The sequence below is a fragment of the Thermoplasmata archaeon genome, from assembly GCA_015063285.1.
Taxonomy (GTDB): Archaea; Thermoplasmatota; Thermoplasmata; order Methanomassiliicoccales; family Methanomethylophilaceae; genus Methanoprimaticola.
On the sequence record SUST01000002.1, the window covers coordinates 80659 to 105997 of the forward strand.

Consider the following 25339-nt stretch of genomic DNA (forward strand, 5'->3'; position numbering starts at 1 on the left):
GAAGGCGGCCGGCGGTCGCCTGGGCTCGCGCCCCAACGGCGCCCGCTGCGGCCTGTTTGAGTCGCCCGACCCACTCGGGCGATGCCCTCGGGGTCTGCGCCGTCCGCTGACGCGTCCGTCGGGCGACGTCGATTTGGATGCCCCGTGGTCCCCGTGCGGTGCGGGGGCGGAGGCCCGCAGGGGCACCACGGTTCAGTGCTGGTCATCCCGGGTGGGATGCGTGAGGTCTACGATATGGAGCTTCGGTCCGTTGACGTACGCTCCATAGTGGGAGATCCTGTCGAGGTAGCCGGCGCGGCTGATGCTGGCGGCCATCATCCTCTCCCTCTCGATGTCCTTCAGCATCTGCACCACGGGATGGTCCTCGAGTCCGAGGAACCTGTACGGGAACAGCCAATCGTAGAACCGTTTGCTGTCCTTCGGCTCCGACAATGCGATCTCCGGAGGGAGGGGGATGCTTGAGGCCTCCCTCATGGAGAGGATCCTGTCCAGTTCCTGGTCGGTCGATATGTTGGCGCTCATATCACCACATCCCTGAACATGTGGCTGTTGGCGTAGCTCCACCAATCCACCTTGGGGATCGCCACGCAATCCTCGAACCTGGGGAAGTAGCACCATGCCCTCCTGTCCACATCCGGGTGCATGGCGTTCGCGAGATCGATCGCGTAGTTGGCCGAGGCCTGGGATGCCCTGAACTCGGGACGCTCGAACTGGAGATCCTCCTGGTGCATCCACTTGTTCATGATGATCGCATCCTGCGACCTCAGGAACGCTATGTCCGTGTCCGCGATGTTCTGCGTGGTGATCGCGATGATGATGGACTTGTGCGATATGATCGACAGCCAACCCTGTATGTCTCCCCTCTTTGCGGAGCCTCTGGACTGGAAGATCCTGTTGACATCCTCGACGACCACTATCGACCCCACCGGGACGTCGCTGGTCTGGGAGACCAGATGGTATCCCGGGAAGATCGAGACGTCGAACTTCAAGGTGTCCAGCAGGTACTTCGGACGGTCGGGGTGGCAGTACGCCAGCAGACTGTGGAGGCTGCATGACTTCCCCTGCTTCCCGGAGCCGACGGCGATTATCACGCCGTGCTCCATGGCGCTGATGTAGTCGATGGCCGCGCTATCAGTCATCGTCATCGTCCTCCCGGTCGTCGCATGTCCTCTGGTTGGCCTTGCAGGCCTGGTTTATGTACCATATCCGCTTGCGCTCCGGGTTGCCGTGAACCCAGAACGGAGGGGCGGAGCCGTCATTCCTTGTCGTCATCGTTATCACCTCCCTCATCGTCCTTTCCGTGTATCGAGTCCATGAGGTCGGACATGGAGTAGTCCTTGGTGCTGAGGTCCGGATCATCCATGTTGAGCATCCTCGCGATGCCGTCCAGGGTCTTCCCGACATGGTTCCTCGTAAGGAGGATCGCCAGCAGGAGAGGGTTGTCCCTGAGCTGGGTGTTCTCCTTCGCCACATCGAGCACCCACTTGCTCCACTTGGAGTAACTCTCCTCCCTCGAGAAGAGCAGCTGGGGATCCGAGTCGAACGGCCATGCGTACGCTATCCTTCCCGACTGGAGGTCCATGTCCTGCACCGGGTAGTAGCGGTTGCTCATCGGTGTGTGGTACTGGACGCTGTTGCCGGGCTGGTCGAAGTACTTGATCATCTCGTTCGGTATCCTCACGATGGTGAACTGGTGGGTGTTGGGGTCCAGGCACCCGTAGAATGATGCCGTGGGATGGTAGAGGTTGTGAACCGCCCAATAGCCTAGCAGCCATCCGAGTATGGGAGCGAACACGATGGGCCAGTACTCGTTGACGATGTCAATGAGAGTATCCGGTCCGACGTACCTGTATAGGACGTATCCGCCAGCACAGATTCCTACTACGATCGCGAGGATGATCAGGATCAGGTTCCTGAGGGACCTCCTCCTGAAGTCCTGAGGGGTTTCGTGGTCTTGGGGCATCTCCGGGATGGGGAGCTCGAGGTCGGGGACCTGTTCAGAAGACATAGGCTATCTCCGTGTCCAGCTTGCGGACCTGGCGTCTGAAGGACCATCTGAAGAACACGATCCCCAGGAGGATCATCGCCCCGAAGAGGATCCAGTTCATGCTATTGCCTCCGATATCCCCTTCTCCGTGAGTCCGGACCAGAAGATGCATCCTCCGAGGAAGGCTAGAAGCGACGAGACGGAGACGTATCCGAAGACCTCGGACACTCCCAGAAGGCTCGCCAGAGCTGGTCCCATCCATGCGCTTGCCGACAGGATGGTGATGCCTGATATCATGCGTATCAGTCTCATGGCTTCACCTTCCTCGGACACTTGCACTCGCAGCTGGAGTTCTCGACGATGATCCCTGAACCGTAATAGGAGATCCATATCGAGAAGGTCAGCAGGAGGACTGAAACTCCTAAGAGTATCCCGTTGGCCGCGAGGAACTCCGCCGATGTCATCTCCGGATAGTACTGGAGAAGGAGGTCGGCGAGGCTTCCTCCGTCATCGAATGCTAAGGCTGCAAGCGATTTTCCGTACAGGGCATATGTCATGAAGTCGATGATGAACAGGACGTTCAGGACCATGCTCAGGAATCCGAGCCAGAATGTCCACTTCATCTTGCATACCTCCTTCTTGGGGTGGCGATGATGTAGCCTGCCAGCAGGATTCCTGCGATCAGGAGTATAGATGGCCATACCTCTGCGATGAACTCGTCAAGGGTCATCCTGTTCTCGAGCATGGCCATGTAGGCGTCCATCTGCGTCATGGAGTCCTCCATGGAGCTTGCGTTATGGAGGTCGACAATGGTGAAGATGCCACCTATCGCCGTTCCGACTGCCGAGAGTATGGGTAGGAACCATACCATCATATCATCCCCCACATGCCTAGACGTCTGATCCTGACGATGTACGCTATCGCTATGACCAGCACGAAGATGATGGCCAGCACCGCGGGGTTGGAAAGCAGTGAGACTATGTCCCTGAGCATGTCCGGGAGGTCCTGATAGGACGCTTCCTCCCAGATGGCGTAGACGGTCTTGGAGTAGACGATGTTCAGCGGATCCGATGAGTTCACGCTGTCCGCGTTGGCCGCTATCAGAGGGAAGTCGTCGGAGACATCGTTCGGCTGGTTATCCCCATTCACCGTGCTCCAGCCCTTGAAGGAGAAGCCCTCTTTGGTTGGGTATGCGGATGTGGTGTCGAAGAAGTGCATGCCGATGTCGTCTGAGGCCAATACTTGCCAGTAGTATGTCTGGCAGACCGAACCTCCCAGGCTGTCGAAGGTCAGGGCGTAGGTATGATGAACCTGGTCCTGCACGATGACTGATCCGTTCCACTGTACGTCCAGATGGATCTTGATTAGGAACGTCGATACCTCGGTATCGAACACGTTAGGGTAGGTGCAGCGGAAGTGGATCCAGTAGTCGCCGTGGGTGTCCTCGGATACCTGCTGGAGGGCAGGGGAGATGGCTATCGTGAGCTTCGCCGATTCGTAGTTGCCGTATGCCGATGTGACGTTCCATGAGATCCATGACGGGAGGCAGTGGGATTCCACGTAGGAATAGCCTGTGTTCCCGGAGTCCGCACGATTGATCAGATAGGCCAGGAAGAACTTGGCCGATTCCGATTCATGGTCGTAGACCACGTACTGGGTAGGGTCGTCGGACTTCAGATTGGTCATGGTTATCATGAAGGTCTCATCCGCTGCCGGAGGCTGTACATAGTTCACATCCTGGGCATCGACCACAGGGATGGCGAGGGTGAGGGCCAGCATGACGATGGCCATCGTTGCGATAGCTGACCTCATCTCTGACCCCTCCACTGCCAATCGTCGTATCCGTACCTGCTGTCGTCGTACCTCATCCTGTCCTTGGGAGGTAAGATGAGACGGACCACCACGTAGAGGATCAGGGCCGCGAATGTGAGTCCGATCAGTGTGGCCGTCGTATCCTCCGAGAGTCCGGTGGCGTCCGCTATAGCGGATACCCCGGAACGCCAGGTGGAATAGATCACTGCGACTATCCCTCCGGTGCCTCCGATCTTCAGCACGTTGCCTATCTTCCATGAAGAGACCCATGAGCTGAATCCCTTCAGACCCGTTCCGATCGCCTCGCCTGCCTTGAAACCGACCTTGGCTCCTCCCGATCTGGCTGCGGATGAGAATACCTTGAATATAGATGTCCAGGACATGGTATCATCCCACGGTGATAGTGTAGGAGCCGTCGTCGCTGTATGTGATAACAGGCATCACGATGCAGGAGGCGGTAGGTGCGCTGGTGAAAGCGATTGTGGTCTCCCAGACTGCATAGAGCGTCGTGGTCCCATTGTAGGAGACCGCTATCGATGCTCCGGGCTGGTATGACGGCGTCTTCGCTGTGCTCGATGTCGCCCATCCGAGGAACACGCTTCCCGACTTGGTCGGAACGGTGTTCGGAATGGTGAACGTATGGTTGCCTGTAGATGTTCCTGTGTAGTTCTGGTTACTTGGTGCACCGCTACCTCCGTTGGCGTTGAAGTTCAGATGACAGGTGTATGAGACCTGACTCCAGACCGCGTACAGTGTGGTGGTTCCGTTGTAGGCGACCGCGATGGATCCTCCGGGCTGGTAAGCCGCTGAGGTGGCGTTGTTCGATGTCGCCCAACCGAGGAATGTGTAACCCGATCTGGTCGGAGATGTCGACGGGATCGTGAACGTGTGGTTACTGGTGGATGTTCCCGTATAGTTCAGATTACCGGGAGCACCTGACCCTCCGTTGGCGTTGAAGTTCAGATAACAGGTGTACGTGTTCTGCTGCCAGACCGCATACAGCGTGGTGGTTCCGTAGCTGAAGGAGTACGAGCCGCCTGCCTGATATGCCGCTGAGGTGGCGTTGTTCGATGTCGCCCAGCCTTTGAAGGTGTAGCCCGATCTGGTCGGTACTGTTGAGGACAGGGTGACGGACTTCGTGGTCGATGATCCCGAGCCTCCGTTGGTGTTGCCCGGAGCTCCGGATCCTCCGTTCGCGTTGTATGCTATCGTGAAATAGTACGTAGTGGAAGTCGAACTTGTCATCTGTTCCGCTGGATAGTACTTCCCGCCCGAAGCCGCAGTCATGGAGTCGGATCCGCCTCCGGGATAGGTTAAGCTGGTTGCCTTGACCATGTTGTAACAGCTGGAGGAATACGAAGTCGTGGTGACCATTCCGGAGGATTGGGATCCCGAGGTGGTCGACGACGCTCCGTACCAATCGACATCGATCGTGGTGCCTGACTGGACTGTGTAGGTCTTGCTGGAGGATGTGACATTGGAATTATCCACACCCAGGAGCTTGAACGATGCCCAGTTCCCTTTGTACACGGTTATCGTGATGTTGGTGACGTTCTGTTCCCAGACTGCATAGAGCGTTTTGGTGCTCTTGTATCCGACGCTTATGGTGCCACCGGGCTGGTATGATGCCGATGTGGCTGAACTGGAAGTTGCCCATCCTTTGAACGTGTAACCGGATTTCGTCGGGGTTGTCGAGGAGATCGTGAACGTGTGGTTGCTCGTGGATGTGCCTGAGTAGGACTGGTCGCTGGGTGCTCCGGATCCGCCGTTGGCATTGTACTTCAGGTAGCATGTGTACTGGTTGGACGAGGATGCCGCCGTGACGGCGAAGGAGACTTCGAAAGAATCGTCCTCCGTGGTCCAGTCCGAGAACAGGATGTAGTACGTGCGTGCAGTGACGGAAGAGGATGCCTGAAGGGTCAGACCAGAGGAGTTCCAAGTGACCGTGATGCCTGAGACGGCGTTGCCGTCGCTGACATTGGACGAGGTACCGACCCCGATCGAGATGTCATGCTGATAGAAGTACCTGTTATCGTAGGTAGATCTAGCTGCCATAGAAGGACATGCCTGAGCCCATGTGTATGTGGAGCTGGAACCCTGCTGGACGGTCATGCTCGCGGATCCGTTGTCCAGAGCATCGGACTCCTCCGATACGGCGAGGGCTACGCCCGCGAAGGAGATGGCTACGATCAGAAGGGCCAGGCCCATAATCTTGTGGTTCATGGTTATCACCCGGAGGTTAGGGGCCGAGGCCCCTTGGTTTCAGTAGTAGCCTCCGTACTGGAGCGCCTTTCTTCTCCTGTAGATGACGAATGCCACTATGGCGATGATGAGAATTATCGCCGCAATGATGTACATCAGGTACTCGGAGAGGATATGCTTCATCAGAGGCACATCGACGACGATTGTACCTGTGACCCTGTCGGATCCGTGCTCGTTGACCCCGGTGCAGGAATATGTGTACGTTCCATTCTCGGAATAAGTATGGAAGACGGTAAATCCCTGTCCGGTGGTTCCGTCTCCGAAATCCCAGAGAACGGTGTCGGCGTCCTCGCCTGTCCAGACGAACTTGAATGTCCTCGTTCCGTCGGAGTAGACTGTAGTGGAGTCGTCTCCGGGGGTCACGGGTGCGGGTGTTGTGCTTCCGCCCGAGGTGTTACCTCCAGAGGTGTTTCCGCCGCTGGTAGAGCCTCCGCTGGTGTTGCCACCGGTGCCTGAGGATCCTCCGGATGTCGTCTCGGTCACTGAGAACACGATGGTGAACAGGTCATCCTCTGTGGTCCAGTCGAAGAAGGAGATGAAGTAGTCTCCGGGTTCGACGGCCGAGGTCGCCGCTATGGTGAGACCTGTGGAGGCCATGTTCACAGTGATCCCGGGGACCTCGGCTCCGTCTGCGGGCCTGAAGGTGTCCCCGATACCGAGCGAGAACTCGTGGGTGTAGAAAGCAGCATCATCGAAGGTGGATGTCTCCAGCATCGAGGGGCATGCCTGCTCCCAGGTGTATGTCGCTGTCGATCCTTTTACGACCGTGAGCTGGGCTGTTCCATTGTCGTATGCTGCCTCTGTCGCATCGAGTCCGCCCTCTCCGGGGAGGAACAATGATGCGAGTGGCCCCATGAATGCTCCCAGCGATCCGAGGAGGGAGAAGGATCCGTCATCGTCGTAGGTGTATACGGGGATGACGACGCATGCGGCCGTGGGCACACTTGTGAATGCGGCGGTCTTCTCGACGTTGAACGTGACGTTCTGCGACTTGACCTGTCCTCCTGCTGAGGTCGCGGTCAGAGTGAACGAGACCGAAGTGACGGAGATGTCATTGGGGATGGTTCCCGTCACGACTCCCTGGCTGAGGACCAGCCAATCGTAATCCGATGTCAGCGACCAGGTGCATCCGGCGGAGATGTTCACAGTCGGGCTGTATGTGTAGTTCTTTCCGGAATAGTAGATCCCGGTCGGTGCCTGTGATGTGATGGTCATGGTCTGCTCCGCGACATGGAAGACGATTTTCTTGGTCGCGGTCTGGGAAGGTCCGGCGGTGGTGAATCCCTTGAGGGTTATGGTGAAGTCACCGAACTCCGTGGGGGTTCCGCTGATCTTTCCGTTGCTGAGGGTGACCCCTGCGGGGAGGTTCCCGGACTTTCCGAAGGTCATGTTCACGTTGCCTGCGAGATCAATATCGGTCATCGCGGAGTTCTGGGTGAGGTTGTACGATGTGCTCACTGAATTCGCGATCTGAGCGACAGGATAGACATTGAAGCTTACCGTCTGCACAGCCTGCTGTCCTCCGGGCGTGGTGGCCTTGATGGAGTAGTAGTACGTGGTCATCGAGGTCACGCTGGGGGCTGTTCCCGATAAGGTGCCGTTGCTCAGGGTGAGCCAAGATGCGTTGGTCTTTCCGGTAACTGTCGTGGTAGTGAATGTGGAGGATGCCACGTTGACTGTAGGTCTGTATGTGACGGTGGATCCCGTCAGGGCATCGACCGCGGAGGGGGATGTATAGTTCACGTTGCCGGAACCGGAGCCTGAACCGGATCCTGCCGCTGTGACCGCGAAGGATACCTCGAAGATGTCGTCCTCGGTGGTCCAGTCGAAGAACTTGAGGTAGTATGTGCCCGTGGCTACAGAAGAGGTCGCCGCCAGGCTGAGTCCGGATGCGCTCCACGAGATCGTAATACCGCTGACCCTTGCGCCGTCCATCGGACCCTGGCTGGTGCCGACTCCGTATGAGAGGTTGTGGGTGTAGAACGGCTGACTGTCATACGTCGATGTGGCCGCCAGACCGGGACAGGCCTGGGCCCATGTGTAACTGGATGTCCCTCCCTGGGCAACCGTCATGCTCGCCGATCCGTTGTCCAGAGCGTCGGTATCCTCTGTGAAGAGGACCGCGCATCCTCCGAACAGGGCGAGGACGGAGACCAGGGTGATCATGAATAGCTTGTTCTGCATGGTATCGCCTCAGTAGTACCTGTTGTACTGTCTCCCGCCCTTCCTCTTGAAGTAGAGGTCGGGGTTCTTCTGGACGACGCTGGTCACTGCCTGCTTGTCCTCGGGGGACGCCTCGGGGTTGGTCAGCACCTTCAGTGCGTAGCTGGAGTTGCCGTTCCTGTTCCTGCCCTGGAAGGCCTTGACGAAGAACTTCTTCTCCTTGGGTGTCATGGAGTCGAACTCCTCCTGGGATTTCCAATGGGCAGCCCAGAATCCCTTCCTCTGGACCTGGGGTCCGGCCGCCTGTGCGACATCATCGGGGGCGAACATGTGGGGTGCGTTGTTCCTGAGCCTGACTAGGTTGACCTTGGTCTCCTCGGGAGTCTGAGGGTTGCCAAGGACCTTCTGGAAGTACCTGGTCCTGGCGACGTCGCTCTTCAGTCCGGAGACGGTCTGGTAGAGGTCGTCGTAGCTGCGGACGTCGGAGATCGGCCTCCTCTGCCCGCGGTCTGCATTGAAGTAGCCGTTGCGGGGCCTCTGGTTGGCCGCTCCGTAGTACCTGGAGAAGCCGTTCGCCCTGCCGTTGCCCTGGAAGCGCCTTCCGTCGCCTCCGTCCTGGAAGCCGTCGTCCCTGCCGTAGGGGGTGAAGCGCTGTCCTGTGTTCTGGTCGTAGTAGAATCCGTCGGAATCCTGCACCATGCCTCTGGGCCTGTATCCTCCGGAGTATCCCCTTCCCCTCAGCCAGGATCCCGTGTTCTTCTGGGATGCCATCTGCTCGTCGGAGAGGAACTTCTGAGGGTTCTGATCCCTGTACTGCCTGACGATGCTCAGATTCTCCTGGGGGGTGTTGGGGTTGGTCATGATCTTGTTGTAATAGCGCGTGGCTCTCAAGGGCGACATTCCTGCGAAAATACGGGTTGCCTCGCTGGGAGAGAGCCTCTGGATGCCCCCGTTCTGGGGGTCTGTACCTAAGTTGTTTTTCGAAGCCATTTTTCTCACTTCTATGATCCCGGGGACTCCCCCCGGGTGGATGTTTTCTGGGATGGTCGGGCGGCGCGGCAGGGATGTACGGAGGTCCGGACTACTACCGGCCAGGAGTGACTTACATGGATGAGATCGGATAGGGCCGACGCGGTTGAAGAGAACGAAAGAATCCCGCGGCCCGGACCCTTTCCGCTCCCTGGCGCCTCCGCCTTCACATCCCGTTCTCCCAGACCTTGATCACCGTGGGCTTGTTGGAATACCTGGAGTCCTTGCTGAGCCTGATACGCGTGGTGTCTCCCATCTCGAGATATGACATGCAGGCGTGCTCGGCATCCTCCTGCGTGGAGTAGCGGAACCTCTTCTTTCTGAGTTCTCCGTCGCTCCACAGGAACCAGCGGTCCACGATGTACGGGTGCTCGGAGATCACTGTCCTGTCCTGAACTTGGCCATCATCTTCTGGCCAGTCGCGACGTCTGCTCTGTTCACGCTGGTGTTGAGGTCGACCCCGTCCATGATCTGGGCGAATTTGACGGCGAAGTCGGCGAAGTTCTTCCACCATTTGCCGTCCTTGGGGAAGTTGACGAACTTCCCGTCGATCATCGTGACCAGGGAAGGGCGCTCGTCCTTGTACTGTCCGGTCGACTCGTCGTAGTCGCTGACGATCTTCAGGCCGACGTAGACCCCGCCCTCGTTGAAGGTGGAGACCTCCTTCTTGATCGTCTCGTTGCCGGTCTCGATGTTGAGCTGTCCCATCTGGGCCCTGATCTCTGCTGCGTTCACTGCTCCGTTTCCTGCTGTTGCTTTTCCTGCTGTTTCTGCCATTTTTCTTTCCTCCCTATTTCTCAGGGTAATAGACCCGGCCCGAGGGCCGGTAAAGTGTTTTAGAACGGAAATTGTCCACCATGAAGGCTTACTAAGCAGCCGAAAAAAGGCGATTGTGACAGAACAAATGGGATATGAACAGGCCAGAATGCCGATTAGTTAGGGTGTTTCAAAGAAGTGCTGGCTTACCCTGTGGTGACTCCCACACTGTCCACTTTCTTTATCCACCCAGATCATCAAAACCTTGGTTTGGCATTGTCCACCATTTTTTTGCGTCCTGTCCACCACAAAGCCGGTCCTGTCCACCTGTAGCTCTTGGTGCATTGTCCACCATCTTCTCAGATTATTGTTCAATTACTTCTGAATAGCGGAATCCTAATGGTGCTTGTTTCCTACGTTTATGTAACAAATATCAGTTAGCCGTAAATATGATTCACAACAATTCATAATTCATGGGAAAATACGTCATATTCAAGACATCGGACGAGGGCTACAAATTCAACCTTGTCGCCGGAAACAACGAAGTGATCGGAACCTCTCAGGTGTTCAAGTCTCTGGATTCCGCAAAGAAGAGCACAGAATCCGTCAAGAAGTTCTGCGATGCGGAAATCGAGGACCAGACCCTGAAGAACCCCGAGTCCAAGAAGTACCCCAAGTGGGAGATCTATCTTGACAAGGCCGGGGAGTACAGGTTCAGGCTCTGTGCTTCCAATGGAGAGAACCTCCTGGCTTCCGAAGGCTACACAGCAAAGGCGAATGCCAAGAAGGGAATCGAATCCATCAAGAAGAACGCTGCTTCCGAGATAGTCGTCAAAAACGATTGAATCTTGATAAAGATCGGAAAGGGTGCAACATCTCTCTCCGATCACTTTTCTTTATGTATTTTTGAAACGTTAGTGCCGTTACACTTATCATGGATGTATGAATATCTATCAGCATCTAGGGTGGAGACTGAATGGTATCATCAGTAAAGGGACGTGACAATAAACCGAAGCATACGTGGTGGTACAAGTTCTTCATGCAGGTACCTATAAGGTGCTTCCTCCTCCCGATAGGTTCTCATTTCCTGAATATCAAGACCACAAAGTACGAAGGAAAACTGAAAGGGCCGTTCCTTCTCCTGTATAACCACTCATGCGATTATGACTTTGTAGGCGTCCTGAAAGGGGTGCCCGGTTACTACAGATTCGTCATGAGTGACGAGATAATCAAGAAACGCTACAAGAGGGTGGTCGTCAAGTCGGCCACGAACGGTATCTACCGCAGGAAGGGAGAATCCGCACAAGGTGTGGCCGAAGGTATCAGGGCGACCCTCGATATGGGCATAGGAGTCTGCATGGCCCCCGAGGGTCAGGAGACGCCCAACGGTGTGTCCGCCCCCGTCCGCAAGAAGACAGGTCAGCTGATAAAGGACATGAATGTCGATGTGGTAACATACAGGCTTGAGGGAGGTTACGGTTTCCTTCCCAAATGGACCTCGGAGCGTTCCAAGGGACCGCTCTTGGGCTCCTTCGTCAATATCTACAAGAAAGAGCAGCTGGCCGAGATGACGCCCGATGAGATCAACGAACTTCTCAACAAGGATCTCTACTTCAGTTTCTACGATTGGAACAGGAAGGAGCGTCGCGAGTATCCGCGTTCGAAACCTGCGGAATGTGTCGACCGCATCATCTATACCTGTCCGAAATGCAATGCGTTCCATACGATCCGCAGCAAAGCGGATGAAGTATACTGCGAGGAATGCGGATACAAGGTGAAGATGAATGTCTATGGTTTCTTCGAAGGTGAGGACATGGTCTTCGACAACATCTATGATTGGGATGTTTGGCAGAAGGACCGTCTGAAAGAGAAGCTCCCTCAATGGCAGGCTGAGCCCGACAAGGTCATCACCAGTACCGAGGGCGGAATCCTGAAGAGGATGAATGGCGACGACCAGGAGATTCTGGATGAGGGGGTCACCATCGAGATCACATACAACGATGTGATCATCAGGAGCGACAGGACGAATATGAGGTTCCCTCTCAAGGATCTCGAGGGGTTGGCACCCATCGCTCACGGAATAGGAGTCAGTTATGGCGGAGAGTTCTACAAGGTGTGGTTCGCATTCCCGGATGCGACCATCCGTTTCCGTACCATCCGCAGGATAATCATGAACGAATCGGTCATCTGATGTCCTTTGCCTGGCTCGGAATCTGATGAATATGCCGTTTGGTAAGCGACACCTTAATAATGATGGCTCAATGTCGAATCAATAACGGGGCTGTTATCATAGATGTGAAGAACTCATGGGTATTGTACGATGTTGCAAACTCTGCATACATTCTGTTCGTACTGTCCATCATTCCCATCTATTTCAACAAGCTAGCGCAGGAAGGAGGTCTCGAAGAATCAGAGTACCTTGCATTCTGGGCCGCATCAGTCTCGCTGGTCACGTTCGCGATGCTTTTCTTCGGACCGTTCTGCGGAACGTTGTCCGACAGACAGGGATGGAGAAAACCGGTGCTGATCACATTGGTCATCATCGGGGCCGTCACTTGTGCCCTCCTGGGTTTCATCCAGATGTGGGCATTGTTCCTTGTTGTTCTCTGTATCGGAAAGGTCGCGTTCTACGCATCCCTTGTCGTCTATGACGGAATGCTCGTCGATGTGGCGAAGGATGAGGAGATGGACCATCTGTCGTCAAAGGGTTATGCGATAGGATATATCGGCAGCTGCATACCGTTCGCATTCTGTCTCGTCTTCATGGTGTTGTCTGACTTCATCGATATGGGGCCGAACATCTTCACCACACAGCAGGCAGTCATCCTTTCACTGGTCCTGGTCGGAGCATGGTGGGTGATCATGTCACTTCCGTTGTTCAGGAATTATGAGCAGGTCCACTACAGGAAGGTCTCCATGAGGCGTCCTTCCAAGAGCGTAAAACGTTTCATCCACACATTCAAGGACATAGCTTCCAACAAGGCCATGCTCTTCTTCATGATTGCTTTCCTGTTCTACATCGACGGTGTGAACACCGTTATGGAGATGGCGACAGCTTACGGAAAGGCATTGGATCTGGGAGATATCGGATTGCTCGGAGGATTGCTGCTGACGCAGATCGTAGCATTCCCCGCAACCATCTTCATGAACAAAATGGCGTTCAGGTTTGGAACGCACCGTATCATCATAGTGTCCATAGTCGGATACCTGTGCATCTCGGTGTTCGCATATTTCCTGAGCAATATGGTCGAATTCTTCATCCTCGCATTCGCGGTGGGATTGTTCCAGGGAACTATCCAGGCTCTGTCCAGATCCTACTTCGGAAGGATGGTCCCCAAGGATGACACCGGGGAGTACTTCGGTATCCTGGACATATTCGGCAAAGGATCTACGATCATCGGGACAGCATCTATCGCCATCCTGACCACATTCTTCCACGAGCCCCGCACGATGGTATTCGTCCTCATCGCGGTATTTCTGATCGGTCTCATCTTGTTCCTGCTCTCCAACAGGTATGCAATTTATGACAATCCCGCAACCAAATCCGAGTGAGGTGGGAAAATGGCCCGGAAGGGCCTAAAGCGTTATTGATCCGACCAGATGGTCGAATCGACTTCAAGGATACTGGGCCCACTGGATGCGCAGGCATGCAGGAGGTTTGTTCCCGCCCTTGACATGGAATTCCACACATTCGCGGCAGTTTCCGTGCCTGGGGCAATCAGTATTCTTGCATGGGCAGTCCTCTTTGAGTTCTGTCATGCATAATGAATTGTCTGGATAGGATAAAAGATAATCCGGCCTTTCGGCCGGTTGAATGGTTTCAGTCGAACTTTCCGACGACAGCTTTGATACGCCTTACGCCGGCTGCGGAACTCTCTTCCTTCTTGATCTTGAATCCCTGAAGTTCCTTGGTGTTCTTGACGTGGGGTCCGCCGCACATCTCAGCGGAAACGTCGCCTATCTTGTAGACTTTGACGATCTCGCCGTATTTGTTGGTGAAGACTCCTTCCACACCCTCTTCCTTTGCCTGTTCGTAGGGCATCTCCTCGCAGACGACCGGGATCTCTGCTTTGATGCATTCGTTCACCCAGTCCTCGATCTGTTTGAGCTCTTCGGGTGTGACCTTCCTGTCCAGGTTGAAGTCGAATCTGAGCCTCTCAGCCGTGATGTTGGATCCCTTCTGATGGATATCCGGAGAGACGAACTTCCTCAGTGCCGCATTGAGAAGATGGGTGGCGGTGTGCAGCTTTGTGGTCTCCTCGCTGTGGTCGGCAAGACCTCCCTTGAAGGTTCCTCCGTCTCCGCGGGACTTGTCCTGGTGCGTCTTGAACCTTCCGTTGAAATCGTCCATGTCGACCTTCAGTCCCTTCTCCGCCGCCAGTTCCACGGTCATCTCGATGGGGAATCCGTAGGTGTCGTAGAGCCTGAACACGGTCTCTCCGTTGAGGACAGGACTGTCGCCGTTCTCAGCGACCATCTGGTCGAATCTTCTCAGACCCTTCATGACTGCCTTGTGGAACTTCAGCTCCTCGTTGTTGATGTTGTTGTAGATGAAATCCTTGTTCTGTTCGAGTTCGGGGTACGCCTTGGAGTAGTTGTTGACGATGACCTCTGCGATCTTCTGCATGAAAGGCTCCTCATATCCGAGTTTGGACATGTATCTGGAGGACCTCCTGATGAGCCTCCTGAGGATGTATCCCTGACCGATCTTGGCGGGAACGACACCGTCTCCCAGGATGAATGTGGCCGCTCTCATGTGATCGGCGATGATCCTGAATGCCCTGGTGTCCTCCTCGTTCTCGCCGTACTTCTTGCCGGTGAGCTCTGAGATCTTGTCGAGGATAGGGGTGAACAGAGGTGTGTCGTAAACGGTCTCGTTGTGGTTCAGGATACGCAGGATCCTCTCGAGTCCCATTCCAGTATCGACGTTCTTCTGCTTGAGCGGTGAGAAGGTTCCATCCGCGTTCTTGTTGTACTGCATGAACACGTTGTTCCAAATCTCTGTGAACTTTCCGCAGTGGCATGAGGGCCCGCAGTCAGGTCCGCATTTGGGCCTGCCGTCGTCGAAGAAGATCTCCGTGTCGGGTCCGCAGGGTCCTGTCTGACCGGCCGGGCCCCACCAGTTATCGGATTTGGGGTAGAAGTAAATCTGATCGTCCCTCAGTCCGTGGGATTTCCAGAGTTCTGCGGTCTCGGTATCGCGGGGAGCATCCTCGTCACCGGCGAATGCGGTGACCGAGAGCTGGTCGGGCTTGATCCCGAGGACCTCTGTGAGCAGGGTGTAGCTGAAATCGATGGACTCCTTCTTGAAGTAGTCTCCCAAGGACCAGTTACCGAGCATCTCGAAGAAGGTGAGGTGACTGGCGTCTCCGACCTCATCTATGTCTCCTGTCCTGACGCATTTCTGGAAGTCCACAAGCCTCTTTCCTGCTGGGTGTTTCTCTCCGAGAAGATAGGGGACGAGCGGGTGCATCCCTGCGGTCGTGAACAGTACCGTCGGATCGTTCTCAGGGATGAGGGATGCGGAACTGATGTATGCGTGTCCCCTCTCCTTGAAGAAGTTGACGAAAGTCTCTCTCATTTCTTGAGCGTCCATTGTGTACACTCCTTTCTAATAAGGGTGGCTATCGCTACCTCATTAATAAGAATAACCTTAATGCGCGCGCAATCAGTGTTTGGATTGCCTGACAGCTTCGTTGACGTCGCCCTGGGTGATGATGACCTTCACGCCTAGTTCAGGCAGTATCCTCGAAGGCATCGGACCGATTTCTTCGACGATCACTGTCCCGCAGTCCTCCAACTGTCTGATAATGGATTCTATGTGATCCCTGTGGTCCTTCCCTGCCACGGTACCCGATCTGTCGATAGGAACGGTCCTCAGGAATCTGACGGTGTCCCCGTCGGTAGCGTATATCCTGAACTCCGAAGCATTTCCGAATCCGCTGTTCACAGTCTTACCATCGCTGGTTGCCACTGCTACCTTGGACTCATCATGTTCGGTATCGAATGTGACATTCAGGTTGCAGTCCTTCAGACCGCAGCCCTCGATATGGGTGAACTCCGCGGACCTGTCCTGGCCGAGCAATCCGATGGCATCCGCACGGCATTGTCTGCAGTGGCGCATCATCTTCATGTCCAATCCGCAGCGGTCCATCATGTCCCTTCTCTCAAGGGGGGTGGGTGCCTTCAGGTCGGAGAACTTCGTCCCTTCGACAGGGATCAAGGGGAGTATGTTCACAATGTACACTCCCATGTCGCGCACATGCTTCACCAGATCGGGGATATGGGAATCGTTTATCCCCGGGATCATGACAATGTTTATCTTCACCAGCATCCCGAGGTCTACGCATCTGCGTATGCCCTCCAGCTGTTTGTCCCTTAATATCGTGGCCCCTTCGATCCCGGAATACTTCCTTCCCTCATAGATTACCGCATCATAGATCTTCGCCCCGATCTCCGGATCGATGCAGTTCATCGTGACTGTGACGAATCTGACATTCAGATCGAACAGTCTCTGAGCACAATCCGGAAGAGCTAGACCGTTGGTGGAAACGCACAGCGTAAGTCCGGGCATCTCTTTACCGATGAGCTCCAGAGAACGGAACGTGTTCTCATTGGCCAGAGGGTCCCCGGGCCCCGCCACGCCGATAACGGATAGCTGGGGGATTTCCTCCTTCACCGCCTTCACCTTGGCCAAGGCCTGTTCCGGATCGAGGACCTCGCTTGTCACTCCAGGTCTGGACTCGTTGCAGCAGTCGAACTTCCTGTTGCAGTAGTTGCATTGGATATTGCACCTGGGTGCGACTGGGAGGTGCATCCTTGCGAACGAATGGTGGGCATCCTCGCAGAAACACGGATGTTCTGATAATGCCTTCCTGAGGTCCTCTGGTATGTCCATGGAAATACTATGATGTGGACCGACCATAAAAGGATGTGGGCATCCTTCATATTTGATATTCTATTAATTATAATAATAAAGAAGAGAAACATTCCGAAGGATCGATGGCAGACTTCCTAGCATCGGTCATGTCCGAATTGAATTCCAACCTTGCAGTCGGCAAGAGGACTTTGGAGCAGATGATGGATTCCGGGGATTTCACATACAAGACTAGGAGCGGTTCGGTGGTCAGCATTCCCAAGGAACAGATGGATTATCTTTGGGAAGTATGCGAGGAGACCGAAAAGATCAGGCTCAGGCTGCCGATCTATGTGTCCACAGATATTTCGTCGGATATCGGTGCATGGAAGGTGGAGGGAACGCCGGATGCGGATGTCGTCGCCAGAATCCTCGGGAAGAACATGCATCGCGAGGGATATCTGCGCCTTTATCATCCAGATATGAGGGATTTGAAATCGAAAATACCCGATGCCATCATAGTAGTCTTCACGCCTTGATACTAAGGATTATATATGGCCTGGAGATACACGAATCTGCGCGATGAGACCCATTGCGTGGTTGGCATCTGATGCCGATCGATCAAGTTCGAAAGTTCGAACTGACGCTCTTGGAGGTCTTCCCAAGCTTTAAGTACTTGGTGAGATTACAGGGGGTTGCGCGACTCAATAATCGCGTGGCCAGTGCATTGCACGATGGTCAAGTTCGAATCATATCGAGGTGAAAGCCGACTGGTAAGAGTTAAATACTTCTTGCGAGTACGGAAATTTCGCGTCTGTCTATAAGACAGCGATTCAAATCGAATGTAACATGCACCCGAACAGAGGTCCTGTCTCGGGGAAGTGGTGTAGGGCCCCGTAAACGGAGGATGAGAGCGGATAAGCCCAGTGATCACCGATCATACGAAACCTGGACGTGTGCTAGATCATACGCCAGCGGCGATGCTACGCCGTATGGGGGATGGTTCGGCTAGAGCGCTGAAGAGGGTCGTGTCAAGCAGCGATATGCGTCGGGTAGGTGCAAGAAGCCTATGATCCGACGATTACCTAATGGGACTTCCTATTCTTCGGAATGATCAGTAATGATCGGGAACGCGGGGGATTGAAGCATCTTAGTACCCGCAGGAAAAGAAATCAATCGAGATACCGTTATTAAAGGCGATCGAACGCGGTATAGGGCAAACTGAATCCTTTATCGAAAGGTAAGGGAGATGTGGTGTTGCAGGCTCATTTACTCCTTAGCTCAAATACTCGAACTTGTCTGGAAAGACAGGCCGTAGAGGGTGATAGCCCCTTAGAGGAAAGTGAGTATGGAGATTTTTGATGTCCTTGAGTAGTCTGTGTTGGATATCACGGATGAATTTGGGAGGCATTCACTTCCAACCCTAAATACGTCTCTAGTCCGATAGTGCAGTAGTAGCGTGAGCGAAGACTGAAAAGTACCCTTAACGGGAGGTCAAAAGACCTGAAACCATACGGTCAAAGATTTATATGGCATCAAAGGGAAGAAACCAATTTGGTGGACCAGTGTTATATTGTTCGTTTCGAAAAACGATCCAGGGAGTTCTGGTCATTGGCGAGGTTAACTATTCAATTAGGGAGCCGAAGGGAAACCGATTGTCCGCAGTTTTTTACGAGGGACATCGTGTGCTCGCGAGGAGTCAATGGTGCGGATACCCGAAGCCGGTCGATCTATGCCTGAGCAGCTTGAAGCCCCTCGAAGGGGGGGTGGAGGAGCGAACCAGTTCTGATGTGCAAATCGTTTGGATGACTTGGGTATAGGGGTGAAAGGCCAATCTAGGCCGGAAATAGCTGGTTCCCCCTGAAACTAGTCGCAGCTAGACCTCGATCGAGGCGGAGCGTGAGGTAGAGCACCGATTGGGTGCTTAGGGGAAGAAATTCCTCGGCATCTTGTCGAACTCCGAACTTGCGTTCACCGTAGACGTCGGGTGTGAGGCCATCCGGGGTAAGCTTGGTGGCCATAAGGGAAACAACCCAGACTACAGTTAAGGTCCCTAAATATCGGTCAAGTGTAATACGAAATGGCGTCGGCGGTCTAAAACAACCGGGAGGTGGGCTTAGAAGCAGCCATCCTTCAAAGATAGCGTAACAGCTCACCGGTCTAGATCGTGGGCCCAGAAAATGGACGGGGCTAAACCGACTACCGATACTGTAGAAGACAGAAATGTTATTTGGTAACGGGGCGTGGTGCATGGGTAGAAGCAGGGGAGTGATCTCCTGTGGACCGTGTACCAACGAGGATCCTGGAGTGAGTAGCAGCAAAGCACGGTGAGAATCCGTGTCGCCGCAGGGGCAAGGGTTCCTTGGCAATGTTCGTCAGCCAAGGGTTAGTCGATCCTAAGGTAGTTCTTAATCGAAGCTATCGAATGGGAATCAGGTTAATATTCCTGAACCAGTAAGATCTTTGCCTACGTTGTTGGATCAGGGTAGTTATTGTAGGCCCGTCAGCCTATCTAAGTGTCGAATCTGATGAAGAACCGTAATGGTGAGAAGTTGGAGAATACACGATGGGGCGAGCGTAAGCTCGCTTATGATAATCCCCGGTCCCCGTGAAAGCAATGTAGTTACAATCTTATTGTTCGTACCAAGAACCGACACAGGTGTCCCTAGGTGAGTAGCCTAAGGCGTGTTAGCATAATCGTGGCGAGGGAACTCGGCAAATTAGCCCTGTAACTTCGGGAGAAGGGGTGCCAGTACTGTGAGGTACTGGTCGCAGTGACAAGAGAACACCGACTGTTTAATAAAAACATAGGTCTCTGCTAGTTCGAAAGGATGTGTATAGAGGCCGAAGCCTGCCCAGTGTCGGCATCTGAAAATCTGTTTCAACGGATCGAAGGACCGATAAACGGCGGGGGTAACTATGACCCTCTTAAGGTAGCGTAATACCTTGTCGCTTAATTGGCGACTTGCATGAAGGCTCAACGAGTGTTCTACTGTCCCCGCCATGACGCTAGTGAAATCAATCAGTCTGGTGCACAATCCAGACCCCTCCATCTGAAAGCGAAGACCCCATGGAGTTTCACTGCAACCTGTTGTTGTTGTAGGAAATGGTATGTGTAGGGTAGGCGGGAGACGTTACCCAGGAAGGTGCGCTAGCATCTCTCCGAGTCACCGATGAAACACCGCCCTTATCATTTCTTACGACTCACCTCTCCGGAGGAACAGCTATAGGCAGGCAGTTCGGGTGGGGCGCCACGCCCTCAAAAAGATAACAAGGGCGCCCAAAGGTTAGCTCAGGTAGGTCAGAAATCTACCGAAGAATGTAAAGGTAAAAGCTAGCTTGACTCGGAACCAGACAATAGGGTTCGGAGATAGGAAACTATGGCTTAACGAACCAATCAACCTCCTGAATGGGGGTGATTGATATCAGAAAAATTACCCTGGGGATAATTGAGTTGTCACGAGCAAGAGTTCATATCGACCTCGTGGCTTGCTACTTCGCTGTCGGCTCTCCCTATCCTGGTGGTGCAGCAGCTGCCAAGGGTGGGGTTGTTCGCCCATTAAAAGGGATCGTGAGCTGGGTTTAAAACGTCGCGAGACAGTTTTGTTGCTTTTTGATGGAGGTGTTGGTACCTGATGAGAAGGACCCTTTAGTACGAGAGGAACAGGGGTTCGTGGCCTCTAGTTTATCAGTTGTCTGACAAGGCATGCTGAGTAGCCACGCCGCAGCGGATAAGAGCTGAAAGCATCTAAGCACGAAGCCGCCTTAAAAAAGAGGTACCCATATAACGCTCATAAATGATGAGTTTGATAGAAGCCGGATGTAAGTATCGAGGTTCGCCGAGATATTCAGTCCTGGCTTACTAAAGTTATTTTGACGTCGCTGGAGTGTGATCTAGCAGTTAAACAGGTTTCGTATGAACTTAATCTCATCTTCCAATACACATCTCTTTTCATTATTCATCTTCAATAGTTGATATTATCTCATCCTCTTGTGGTTTTTCAAGCCTTTAATTTGGCTTTCTGACAACTATAGTTTTTATTCCTATACCAGCCTCTTTTTTCTGGAGGTCCAGTTTTGGATAATAAAGCAATAATCGTGATCGCAGCCGTAGCCGTAGTCGCCGTAGCTGCAATAGCTGCCGTCTTTATGATGAGCGATGATTCGGAGGATGTGCCTTCGGATACTGTCCGCTATAAAGGAAACGGCGGATCTATGGAAAGTGGTGCGAAATACTATGATTACAAAAGTACTGAGGTTGCGGATTGTCTCTTCACCAAGGACAGTTACCACTTTGTGACTTGGAATACCAAGTCTGATGGAAGCGGTCAAGAGTATAAGGTTGGTTCGACAGTTCCCTTAAAGACCGTTCTTTATGCACAGTGGTCCGACCTGAATGCTATTGGTTCCGTCAACATGTATACCAATGTATTCAACCTGTTCGTTGCTGAAAAAGGTACTAAGGATGTGACTAATATTGATGGCATCTACACCGATATTGCATCAAAAGATGCAATTCTTGTCCTTAAGGCAAAGAATGGTTCCCAAATTTCAATCGATGATTCCAACAGAGTTGTGATCAATGATGGTAACAAAAAATACACCGTTATTCTATCACTTTCTGTCCAAGGACTCTCACTAGGTAATCCAACAATTTTGGATCTTTCTTCCTCTTCCGTGTATTATGATATAGATCAGAGTGTGAAGAATCAGAGAGCAAATGTGAATATGCAGATTCTAGAATCATCATCTTCTTGATAAACAAGGGTGTTCACCACCCTTTCTTTTTTTTCTATTGCTGGTTATAATTTTCATAATCTGGCACTATTCGATTCTTCGAAAGGTAACTCTTTATACGCACCTATTCTTCCTTGAATCAATGATTCATCGCATAGGGCCGTACATATCGATAGATTCGAACATCTACATGCTTACAGGCAGTCAGAATATCCTAATTGATGCCGGAACAGGTCTGTCGTCCAACGAGGTCATCAGATCCATAAGGAATGTATTGGGGCCGGAGAGAAGATTGGACAAGATTCTGCTCACCCATTGCCATTTTGATCACATCGGAGGGGTTCCTTATTTGGTATCTGCTTTCGGATGCAAGGCCTATGCGGGTTATGCAGATGCCATCTCAATCCGCAATGGGGATTACAACTATACTCTCAGTCATGATTTCGGTGTAGACATACCGCCTATACCTGTCGAGGATCTGCATGAGGGCGACATTATCGATAACGGCGAATCTAGGTTGCGTGTGATTGAGACTCCCGGACACACGATGGGAGGTGTAAGTTTCTATGACGAGATCTCATCCTCCCTCTTCTCAGGAGATACTGTGTTTTCCAACGGATACGGCCGTACCGATTTCAACGGCGGTTCTTTGGAAGTCCTAAGAAAATCTATAAGAAAGCTATGTAATACGCCAGTGAAAGGGTTGTACCCAGGTCATGGCCTTCCCGTATCTGACGGTTCGGCCGCTATCCAGAGAGCACTGGAAATGGTAGGTGAGTGAATGAAGATCATCAAGTGTGACTATTCGAACGGATTCGGAGCACAATGCGAGGAAGCCGTCAAGGCAGCAGCCGAGGACATTGCAGCGGGAAAGCTCATAGTCTACCCCACAGAGACCGTTTACGGAATTGGGGCAGACATCTACAACGAGGCCGCGGTCAAGAATCTCTATCTGACCAAGAAGAGGCCTTTCGACATGCCTCTGTCTGTCGCGGTTTCGGATATCTCCATGCTTGAGAAGGTTGCTGTTCTCAACGAGAACGCACAGAAGCTCGTCAAGGCGTTCATGCCCGGGCCGCTCACCATCATCGTTCAGAAACAGCCCAGCGTACCCGATATTGTGACATCCTCGTCACAGAAGGTCGGAATACGCATTCCTGACAACAGGTTCGCTCTGGAGCTCATCAAACGTACCGGTCCTATCATCACCACATCGGCAAACCTTCACTCGCACCCCGATGCGATCAACGTTGATGCTGCAGTCGAGGATTTCGGAGATGCGGTCGACACCTACATTGATTCCGGTGCATGCAACCTTGGAAAGCCGTCCACCATCGTTTGGCTGATGGACGACCAAGTCGAGATCATCCGTCAGGGTGCAATCTCAGAGAAACAGATCATGGAAGTCTTAGAATGCTGACAAGCGAGGAATTGGAGAAGCTGCGTAAGGCAGGAAAGGTCTCTGCGGAGGCCAGGGAACTTGGGTTGTCAATGTGTAAGCCCGGAGTCAAGCTCTACGATGTAGCACAGGAGGTCGAGGGATACATACGCAAGCACGGATGCAAGCTCGCCTTCCCATGCAACATAAGCAGGAACGAGATCGCGGCCCACGCCACTCCCAGCTGCAACGATAAGACAGTCTTCGAGGTAGGGGACATCGTTAAGGTGGACTGTGGAGGGATCCTTGATGGATTCATCGGCGATACCGCCGGTACAGTCGAAGTGGGTTCCCGCAGCTATCCGGAGCTGGTCGAGATCAGCAAGACTGCGAGGAATACCGTAGCGGAGTTCATCGGAGAAGGCGTGCCTCTCTGTGAGATCGGCAGTGCGGTGGAGAGGACCATTAGGGGTGCAGGATTTGCACCTATCGTCAATCTTTGCGGACATCAGATCGCCAGGAACGAACTCCACGCTGGATTCTCTGTTCCGAACTATGACAACGGCGACGACTTCAAGATCCAATCCGGTATGACGGTTGCCATCGAGCCTTTCGCCACAAACGGAAAGGGAGAGATCAAGAACGGAAGGCCCGGAAATATCGTACGTATCATCAGGGAGAGGCCTCTCGCCGATCCGAAGGATCAGGAGTTCTACGAGTACATCAAGGAGGAGTTCTTCCAGCAGCCGTTCTGTGCAAGGAGCTGCGAGTTCCCTGACGCAGAGAAGCGCGTGAGGAGTCTTATCCGTCACGGTGTATTGTCCTGCTATGCGGAACTGGTAGAGGTATCTGGAGGACTTGTTTCCCAGCACGAATATACCTTCTACATAGACGGTAAGCACGGAGAGGTCACGACACTCCCGTAAACGTTTTAATAAAACTCCCCTTACACCGGTCTAAGCTGAAGTTGCCAAGCCTGGTCAAAGGCGAGGGACTCAAGATCCCTTCTCGTAGGAGTTCGCCGGTTCGAATCCGGTCTTCAGCACCATTTTCCTTTATCAATGATTGAAAAAAGAAAGAGGTTTTACCGGACATCTCCCGATGTCCGGTTGGATACTCAGTTCTGAGGCTCTTCGTTCTTGATGAAGTCGTAGTCGTCAGAGAACATCTCCATGGGTTTGCCCATGGTGACCTTCATGAGGATACCAGCGATGGCTCCTCCGACGAGAGAGACTGCGAAGACGATGACTGCCATTGCAATGTCTGCAAGGGCCATTGAGGTCTCGCCTGCGATGAGAAGAACGATAGCACAGGAGATAGCTCCGGTCCATCCTGCCATTCCGTGCAGGTTGTGAACTCCCATAACATCGACGATTCCAAGCTTGTTGCACAGCCTGGGCTGCAGGTAGATGAAACAGAGAGCGGAGACGATTCCAGCTGCGATACCGATGATCAGTGCTGCCCAGGGGCCGACGATGATCAGAGGTGCTCCGATAGCGACAGGACCTGCGAGCATTGCGTAGGTGTATGTCAGGGGGTTGACCTTCTTCTGGCAGACCATACATACGACATATGCGCTGATAATCGATCCAAGTCCGGCCATGTAACAAGTCATGATTCCGAGTGCGAAGAGTTCCATCGGGAGGAATCCGCAGACGAATGTGGGCCAGAGGACCCAAAGGAGCATACTGGCGAGCCAAACGAAAGAAACACTGTGAGTTGTAGTGTACATAGGCTCGTTGAAAGCTTCCTTAACCCTAAGAGCGAGACATGCTCCAAGACCGAAGTATGCAGCACACATGTGGACCATGATGGATCCTCCGTCGTCGGTAGTGAGTGCGCCGAACAGCTCTAAATTGCCCACGAGCCACTCGACGAGGCAGTACACGAACGCGAAAACAATTCCACCGAGGAAGTAATGCCACTGTTTGACTGTTCCAAGGAATACACCGATTGCGATGACATAAGTGATAGCACAGATGACCGCTCCGATCATGAGGGTCTGGTTCCACGCGTCACCGAAATAGAACTGGTGGATTCCGGCATATACGATATAGCTTGCCGCTGCAGACAGAAGGACTGCAAGACAGACTCCCCACTCGAACTTCTTGATGAAGATCATGAGGAACGCGACAAGCATCAGCATAAACCATACACCAATGTTCTTTATGAACATGAAAGCTTCATTCAACAGATCATTGTCTTTGTCGTCGAAGTCACCGGAAGGGGTAACATAGTCTTCGGGGATCAGAGGGCTGTCAGGAGATGTTGCGTCCGACATTCCAAAAGTCAATCCGGCGAAGAGTCCGACAAGGACTATTCCTAGGACTACAGCCATTGCTGTAGCCTTCTTCATACC

At 53.3% G+C, this 25339-nt stretch carries 24 protein-coding genes, 1 tRNA gene and 1 rRNA gene; 10 read left to right on the forward strand and 16 right to left on the reverse strand.

What is annotated here, in order from left to right:
* Positions 1–192: 192 nt before the first annotated feature.
* The 13 genes from E7Z62_01850 to E7Z62_01910 form a co-directional block, all read right to left on the reverse strand.
* Positions 193–522 (reverse strand): hypothetical protein, encoded by a 330-nt coding sequence (locus tag E7Z62_01850; GenBank protein MBE6521862.1) that lies wholly within the window; start codon positions 520–522, stop codon positions 193–195.
* Positions 519–1145 carry a hypothetical protein gene (locus tag E7Z62_01855; GenBank protein ID MBE6521863.1) on the reverse strand — a complete coding sequence of 209 codons (627 nt, stop codon included), beginning with the start codon at positions 1143–1145 and terminating at the stop codon, positions 519–521. Before E7Z62_01855 ends, E7Z62_01850 begins: the two co-directional genes overlap by 4 nt.
* Positions 1146–1255: 110 nt before the next feature.
* A complete protein-coding gene (locus E7Z62_01860; GenBank protein ID MBE6521864.1) occupies positions 1256–2008 on the reverse strand; it encodes a hypothetical protein in 753 nt (250 codons plus the stop codon).
* 96 nt (positions 2009–2104) lie between these two features.
* The gene (locus tag E7Z62_01865; GenBank protein ID MBE6521865.1) at positions 2105–2299 is read right to left on the reverse strand and encodes a hypothetical protein; all 195 of its coding nucleotides are present in this window, start codon (positions 2297–2299) and stop codon (positions 2105–2107) included.
* Positions 2296–2610, reverse strand: coding sequence for a hypothetical protein (locus E7Z62_01870; protein ID MBE6521866.1), 315 nt, complete (start codon positions 2608–2610; stop codon positions 2296–2298). The genes E7Z62_01865 and E7Z62_01870 overlap by 4 nt, the downstream gene beginning before the upstream one ends.
* Positions 2607–2858 carry a hypothetical protein gene (locus tag E7Z62_01875; GenBank protein ID MBE6521867.1) on the reverse strand — a complete coding sequence of 84 codons (252 nt, stop codon included), beginning with the start codon at positions 2856–2858 and terminating at the stop codon, positions 2607–2609. The genes E7Z62_01870 and E7Z62_01875 overlap by 4 nt, the downstream gene beginning before the upstream one ends.
* Positions 2858–3799: a hypothetical protein gene (locus E7Z62_01880; protein ID MBE6521868.1), complete on the reverse strand. Its 942-nt coding sequence runs from the start codon at positions 3797–3799 to the stop codon at positions 2858–2860. The genes E7Z62_01875 and E7Z62_01880 overlap by 1 nt, the downstream gene beginning before the upstream one ends.
* The gene (locus E7Z62_01885) at positions 3796–4182 is read right to left on the reverse strand and encodes a hypothetical protein (protein MBE6521869.1); all 387 of its coding nucleotides are present in this window, start codon (positions 4180–4182) and stop codon (positions 3796–3798) included. The genes E7Z62_01880 and E7Z62_01885 overlap by 4 nt, the downstream gene beginning before the upstream one ends.
* 4 nt (positions 4183–4186) lie before the next feature.
* Positions 4187–6022 (reverse strand): hypothetical protein, encoded by a 1836-nt coding sequence (locus E7Z62_01890; GenBank protein ID MBE6521870.1) that lies wholly within the window; start codon positions 6020–6022, stop codon positions 4187–4189.
* Positions 6023–6061: 39 nt separating this feature from the next.
* A complete protein-coding gene (locus tag E7Z62_01895) occupies positions 6062–8245 on the reverse strand; it encodes a hypothetical protein (GenBank protein ID MBE6521871.1) in 2184 nt (727 codons plus the stop codon).
* Between the two features lie 9 nt (positions 8246–8254).
* Entirely contained in the window at positions 8255–9214 is a 960-nt protein-coding gene (locus E7Z62_01900; GenBank protein MBE6521872.1) for a hypothetical protein, read from the reverse strand.
* Between the two features lie 205 nt (positions 9215–9419).
* The gene (locus tag E7Z62_01905; GenBank protein ID MBE6521873.1) at positions 9420–9635 is read right to left on the reverse strand and encodes a hypothetical protein; all 216 of its coding nucleotides are present in this window, start codon (positions 9633–9635) and stop codon (positions 9420–9422) included.
* Complete coding sequence (locus tag E7Z62_01910; GenBank protein ID MBE6521874.1) at positions 9632–10030, reverse strand: hypothetical protein; 399 nt, start codon at positions 10028–10030, stop codon at positions 9632–9634. The genes E7Z62_01905 and E7Z62_01910 overlap by 4 nt, the downstream gene beginning before the upstream one ends.
* A 452-nt stretch (positions 10031–10482) precedes the next feature.
* On the opposite strand from E7Z62_01910, the gene E7Z62_01915 reads away from it, so the two are divergent.
* From E7Z62_01915 to E7Z62_01925, 3 genes are all read left to right on the forward strand, one after another.
* A complete protein-coding gene (locus E7Z62_01915; protein MBE6521875.1) occupies positions 10483–10854 on the forward strand; it encodes a DUF1508 domain-containing protein in 372 nt (123 codons plus the stop codon).
* Between the two features lie 131 nt (positions 10855–10985).
* Positions 10986–12200 (forward strand): hypothetical protein, encoded by a 1215-nt coding sequence (locus E7Z62_01920; protein ID MBE6521876.1) that lies wholly within the window; start codon positions 10986–10988, stop codon positions 12198–12200.
* 59 nt (positions 12201–12259) lie between these two features.
* The gene (locus E7Z62_01925; protein MBE6521877.1) at positions 12260–13561 is read left to right on the forward strand and encodes an MFS transporter; all 1302 of its coding nucleotides are present in this window, start codon (positions 12260–12262) and stop codon (positions 13559–13561) included.
* 268 nt (positions 13562–13829) lie between these two features.
* On the opposite strand, the gene E7Z62_01930 is transcribed toward E7Z62_01925, so the two are convergent.
* Complete coding sequence (locus tag E7Z62_01930) at positions 13830–15605, reverse strand: alanine--tRNA ligase (GenBank protein ID MBE6521878.1); 1776 nt, start codon at positions 15603–15605, stop codon at positions 13830–13832.
* A gap of 72 nt (positions 15606–15677) precedes the next feature.
* Positions 15678–16901, reverse strand: coding sequence for a nitrogenase cofactor biosynthesis protein NifB (nifB, locus tag E7Z62_01935; GenBank protein ID MBE6521879.1), 1224 nt, complete (start codon positions 16899–16901; stop codon positions 15678–15680).
* 110 nt (positions 16902–17011) lie between these two features.
* Between nifB and E7Z62_01940 the strand changes: the two genes are divergently transcribed.
* From E7Z62_01940 to E7Z62_01970, 7 genes are all read left to right on the forward strand, one after another.
* Positions 17012–17404, forward strand: a complete 393-nt coding sequence (locus E7Z62_01940) for a DUF61 family protein (protein ID MBE6521880.1) — start codon at positions 17012–17014, stop codon at positions 17402–17404.
* Positions 17405–17883: 479 nt separating this feature from the next.
* Positions 17884–20678, forward strand: a 23S ribosomal RNA gene (locus tag E7Z62_01945).
* 264 nt (positions 20679–20942) lie between these two features.
* Positions 20943–21623 carry a hypothetical protein gene (locus E7Z62_01950; protein MBE6521881.1) on the forward strand — a complete coding sequence of 227 codons (681 nt, stop codon included), beginning with the start codon at positions 20943–20945 and terminating at the stop codon, positions 21621–21623.
* Between the two features lie 121 nt (positions 21624–21744).
* The gene (locus E7Z62_01955) at positions 21745–22383 is read left to right on the forward strand and encodes an MBL fold metallo-hydrolase (GenBank protein ID MBE6521882.1); all 639 of its coding nucleotides are present in this window, start codon (positions 21745–21747) and stop codon (positions 22381–22383) included.
* Positions 22384–23022, forward strand: a complete 639-nt coding sequence (locus tag E7Z62_01960; GenBank protein MBE6521883.1) for a threonylcarbamoyl-AMP synthase — start codon at positions 22384–22386, stop codon at positions 23020–23022. It begins immediately after the preceding gene.
* Complete coding sequence (locus E7Z62_01965) at positions 23016–23906, forward strand: type II methionyl aminopeptidase (protein MBE6521884.1); 891 nt, start codon at positions 23016–23018, stop codon at positions 23904–23906. Before E7Z62_01960 ends, E7Z62_01965 begins: the two co-directional genes overlap by 7 nt.
* Before the next feature lie 34 nt (positions 23907–23940).
* Positions 23941–24028, forward strand: a tRNA-Leu gene (locus E7Z62_01970).
* Positions 24029–24097: 69 nt separating this feature from the next.
* Here E7Z62_01970 and E7Z62_01975 read toward each other — a convergent pair.
* Positions 24098–25261, reverse strand: coding sequence for an ammonium transporter (locus E7Z62_01975; protein ID MBE6521885.1), 1164 nt, complete (start codon positions 25259–25261; stop codon positions 24098–24100).
* Between the last annotated feature and the right edge of the window lie 78 nt (positions 25262–25339).

Coding starts and splice junctions, on each gene's coding strand:
- E7Z62_01850 (MBE6521862.1), bottom strand. CDS start 522: ATGAGCGCCAACATATCGACCGACCAGGAACTGGACAGGATCCTCTCC.
- E7Z62_01855 (MBE6521863.1), bottom strand. CDS start 1,145: ATGACGATGACTGATAGCGCGGCCATCGACTACATCAGCGCCATGGAG.
- E7Z62_01860 (MBE6521864.1), bottom strand. CDS start 2,008: ATGTCTTCTGAACAGGTCCCCGACCTCGAGCTCCCCATCCCGGAGATG.
- E7Z62_01865 (MBE6521865.1), bottom strand. CDS start 2,299: ATGAGACTGATACGCATGATATCAGGCATCACCATCCTGTCGGCAAGC.
- E7Z62_01870 (MBE6521866.1), bottom strand. CDS start 2,610: ATGAAGTGGACATTCTGGCTCGGATTCCTGAGCATGGTCCTGAACGTC.
- E7Z62_01875 (MBE6521867.1), bottom strand. CDS start 2,858: ATGGTATGGTTCCTACCCATACTCTCGGCAGTCGGAACGGCGATAGGT.
- E7Z62_01880 (MBE6521868.1), bottom strand. CDS start 3,799: ATGAGGTCAGCTATCGCAACGATGGCCATCGTCATGCTGGCCCTCACC.
- E7Z62_01885 (MBE6521869.1), bottom strand. CDS start 4,182: ATGTCCTGGACATCTATATTCAAGGTATTCTCATCCGCAGCCAGATCG.
- E7Z62_01890 (MBE6521870.1), bottom strand. CDS start 6,022: ATGAACCACAAGATTATGGGCCTGGCCCTTCTGATCGTAGCCATCTCC.
- E7Z62_01895 (MBE6521871.1), bottom strand. CDS start 8,245: ATGCAGAACAAGCTATTCATGATCACCCTGGTCTCCGTCCTCGCCCTG.
- E7Z62_01900 (MBE6521872.1), bottom strand. CDS start 9,214: ATGGCTTCGAAAAACAACTTAGGTACAGACCCCCAGAACGGGGGCATC.
- E7Z62_01910 (MBE6521874.1), bottom strand. CDS start 10,030: ATGGCAGAAACAGCAGGAAAAGCAACAGCAGGAAACGGAGCAGTGAAC.
- E7Z62_01915 (MBE6521875.1), top strand. CDS start 10,483: ATGGGAAAATACGTCATATTCAAGACATCGGACGAGGGCTACAAATTC.
- E7Z62_01920 (MBE6521876.1), top strand. CDS start 10,986: ATGGTATCATCAGTAAAGGGACGTGACAATAAACCGAAGCATACGTGG.
- E7Z62_01925 (MBE6521877.1), top strand. CDS start 12,260: ATGATGGCTCAATGTCGAATCAATAACGGGGCTGTTATCATAGATGTG.
- E7Z62_01930 (MBE6521878.1), bottom strand. CDS start 15,605: ATGGACGCTCAAGAAATGAGAGAGACTTTCGTCAACTTCTTCAAGGAG.
- E7Z62_01940 (MBE6521880.1), top strand. CDS start 17,012: ATGGCAGACTTCCTAGCATCGGTCATGTCCGAATTGAATTCCAACCTT.
- E7Z62_01955 (MBE6521882.1), top strand. CDS start 21,745: ATGATTCATCGCATAGGGCCGTACATATCGATAGATTCGAACATCTAC.
- E7Z62_01960 (MBE6521883.1), top strand. CDS start 22,384: ATGAAGATCATCAAGTGTGACTATTCGAACGGATTCGGAGCACAATGC.
- E7Z62_01965 (MBE6521884.1), top strand. CDS start 23,016: ATGCTGACAAGCGAGGAATTGGAGAAGCTGCGTAAGGCAGGAAAGGTC.
- E7Z62_01975 (MBE6521885.1), bottom strand. CDS start 25,261: ATGTCGGACGCAACATCTCCTGACAGCCCTCTGATCCCCGAAGACTAT.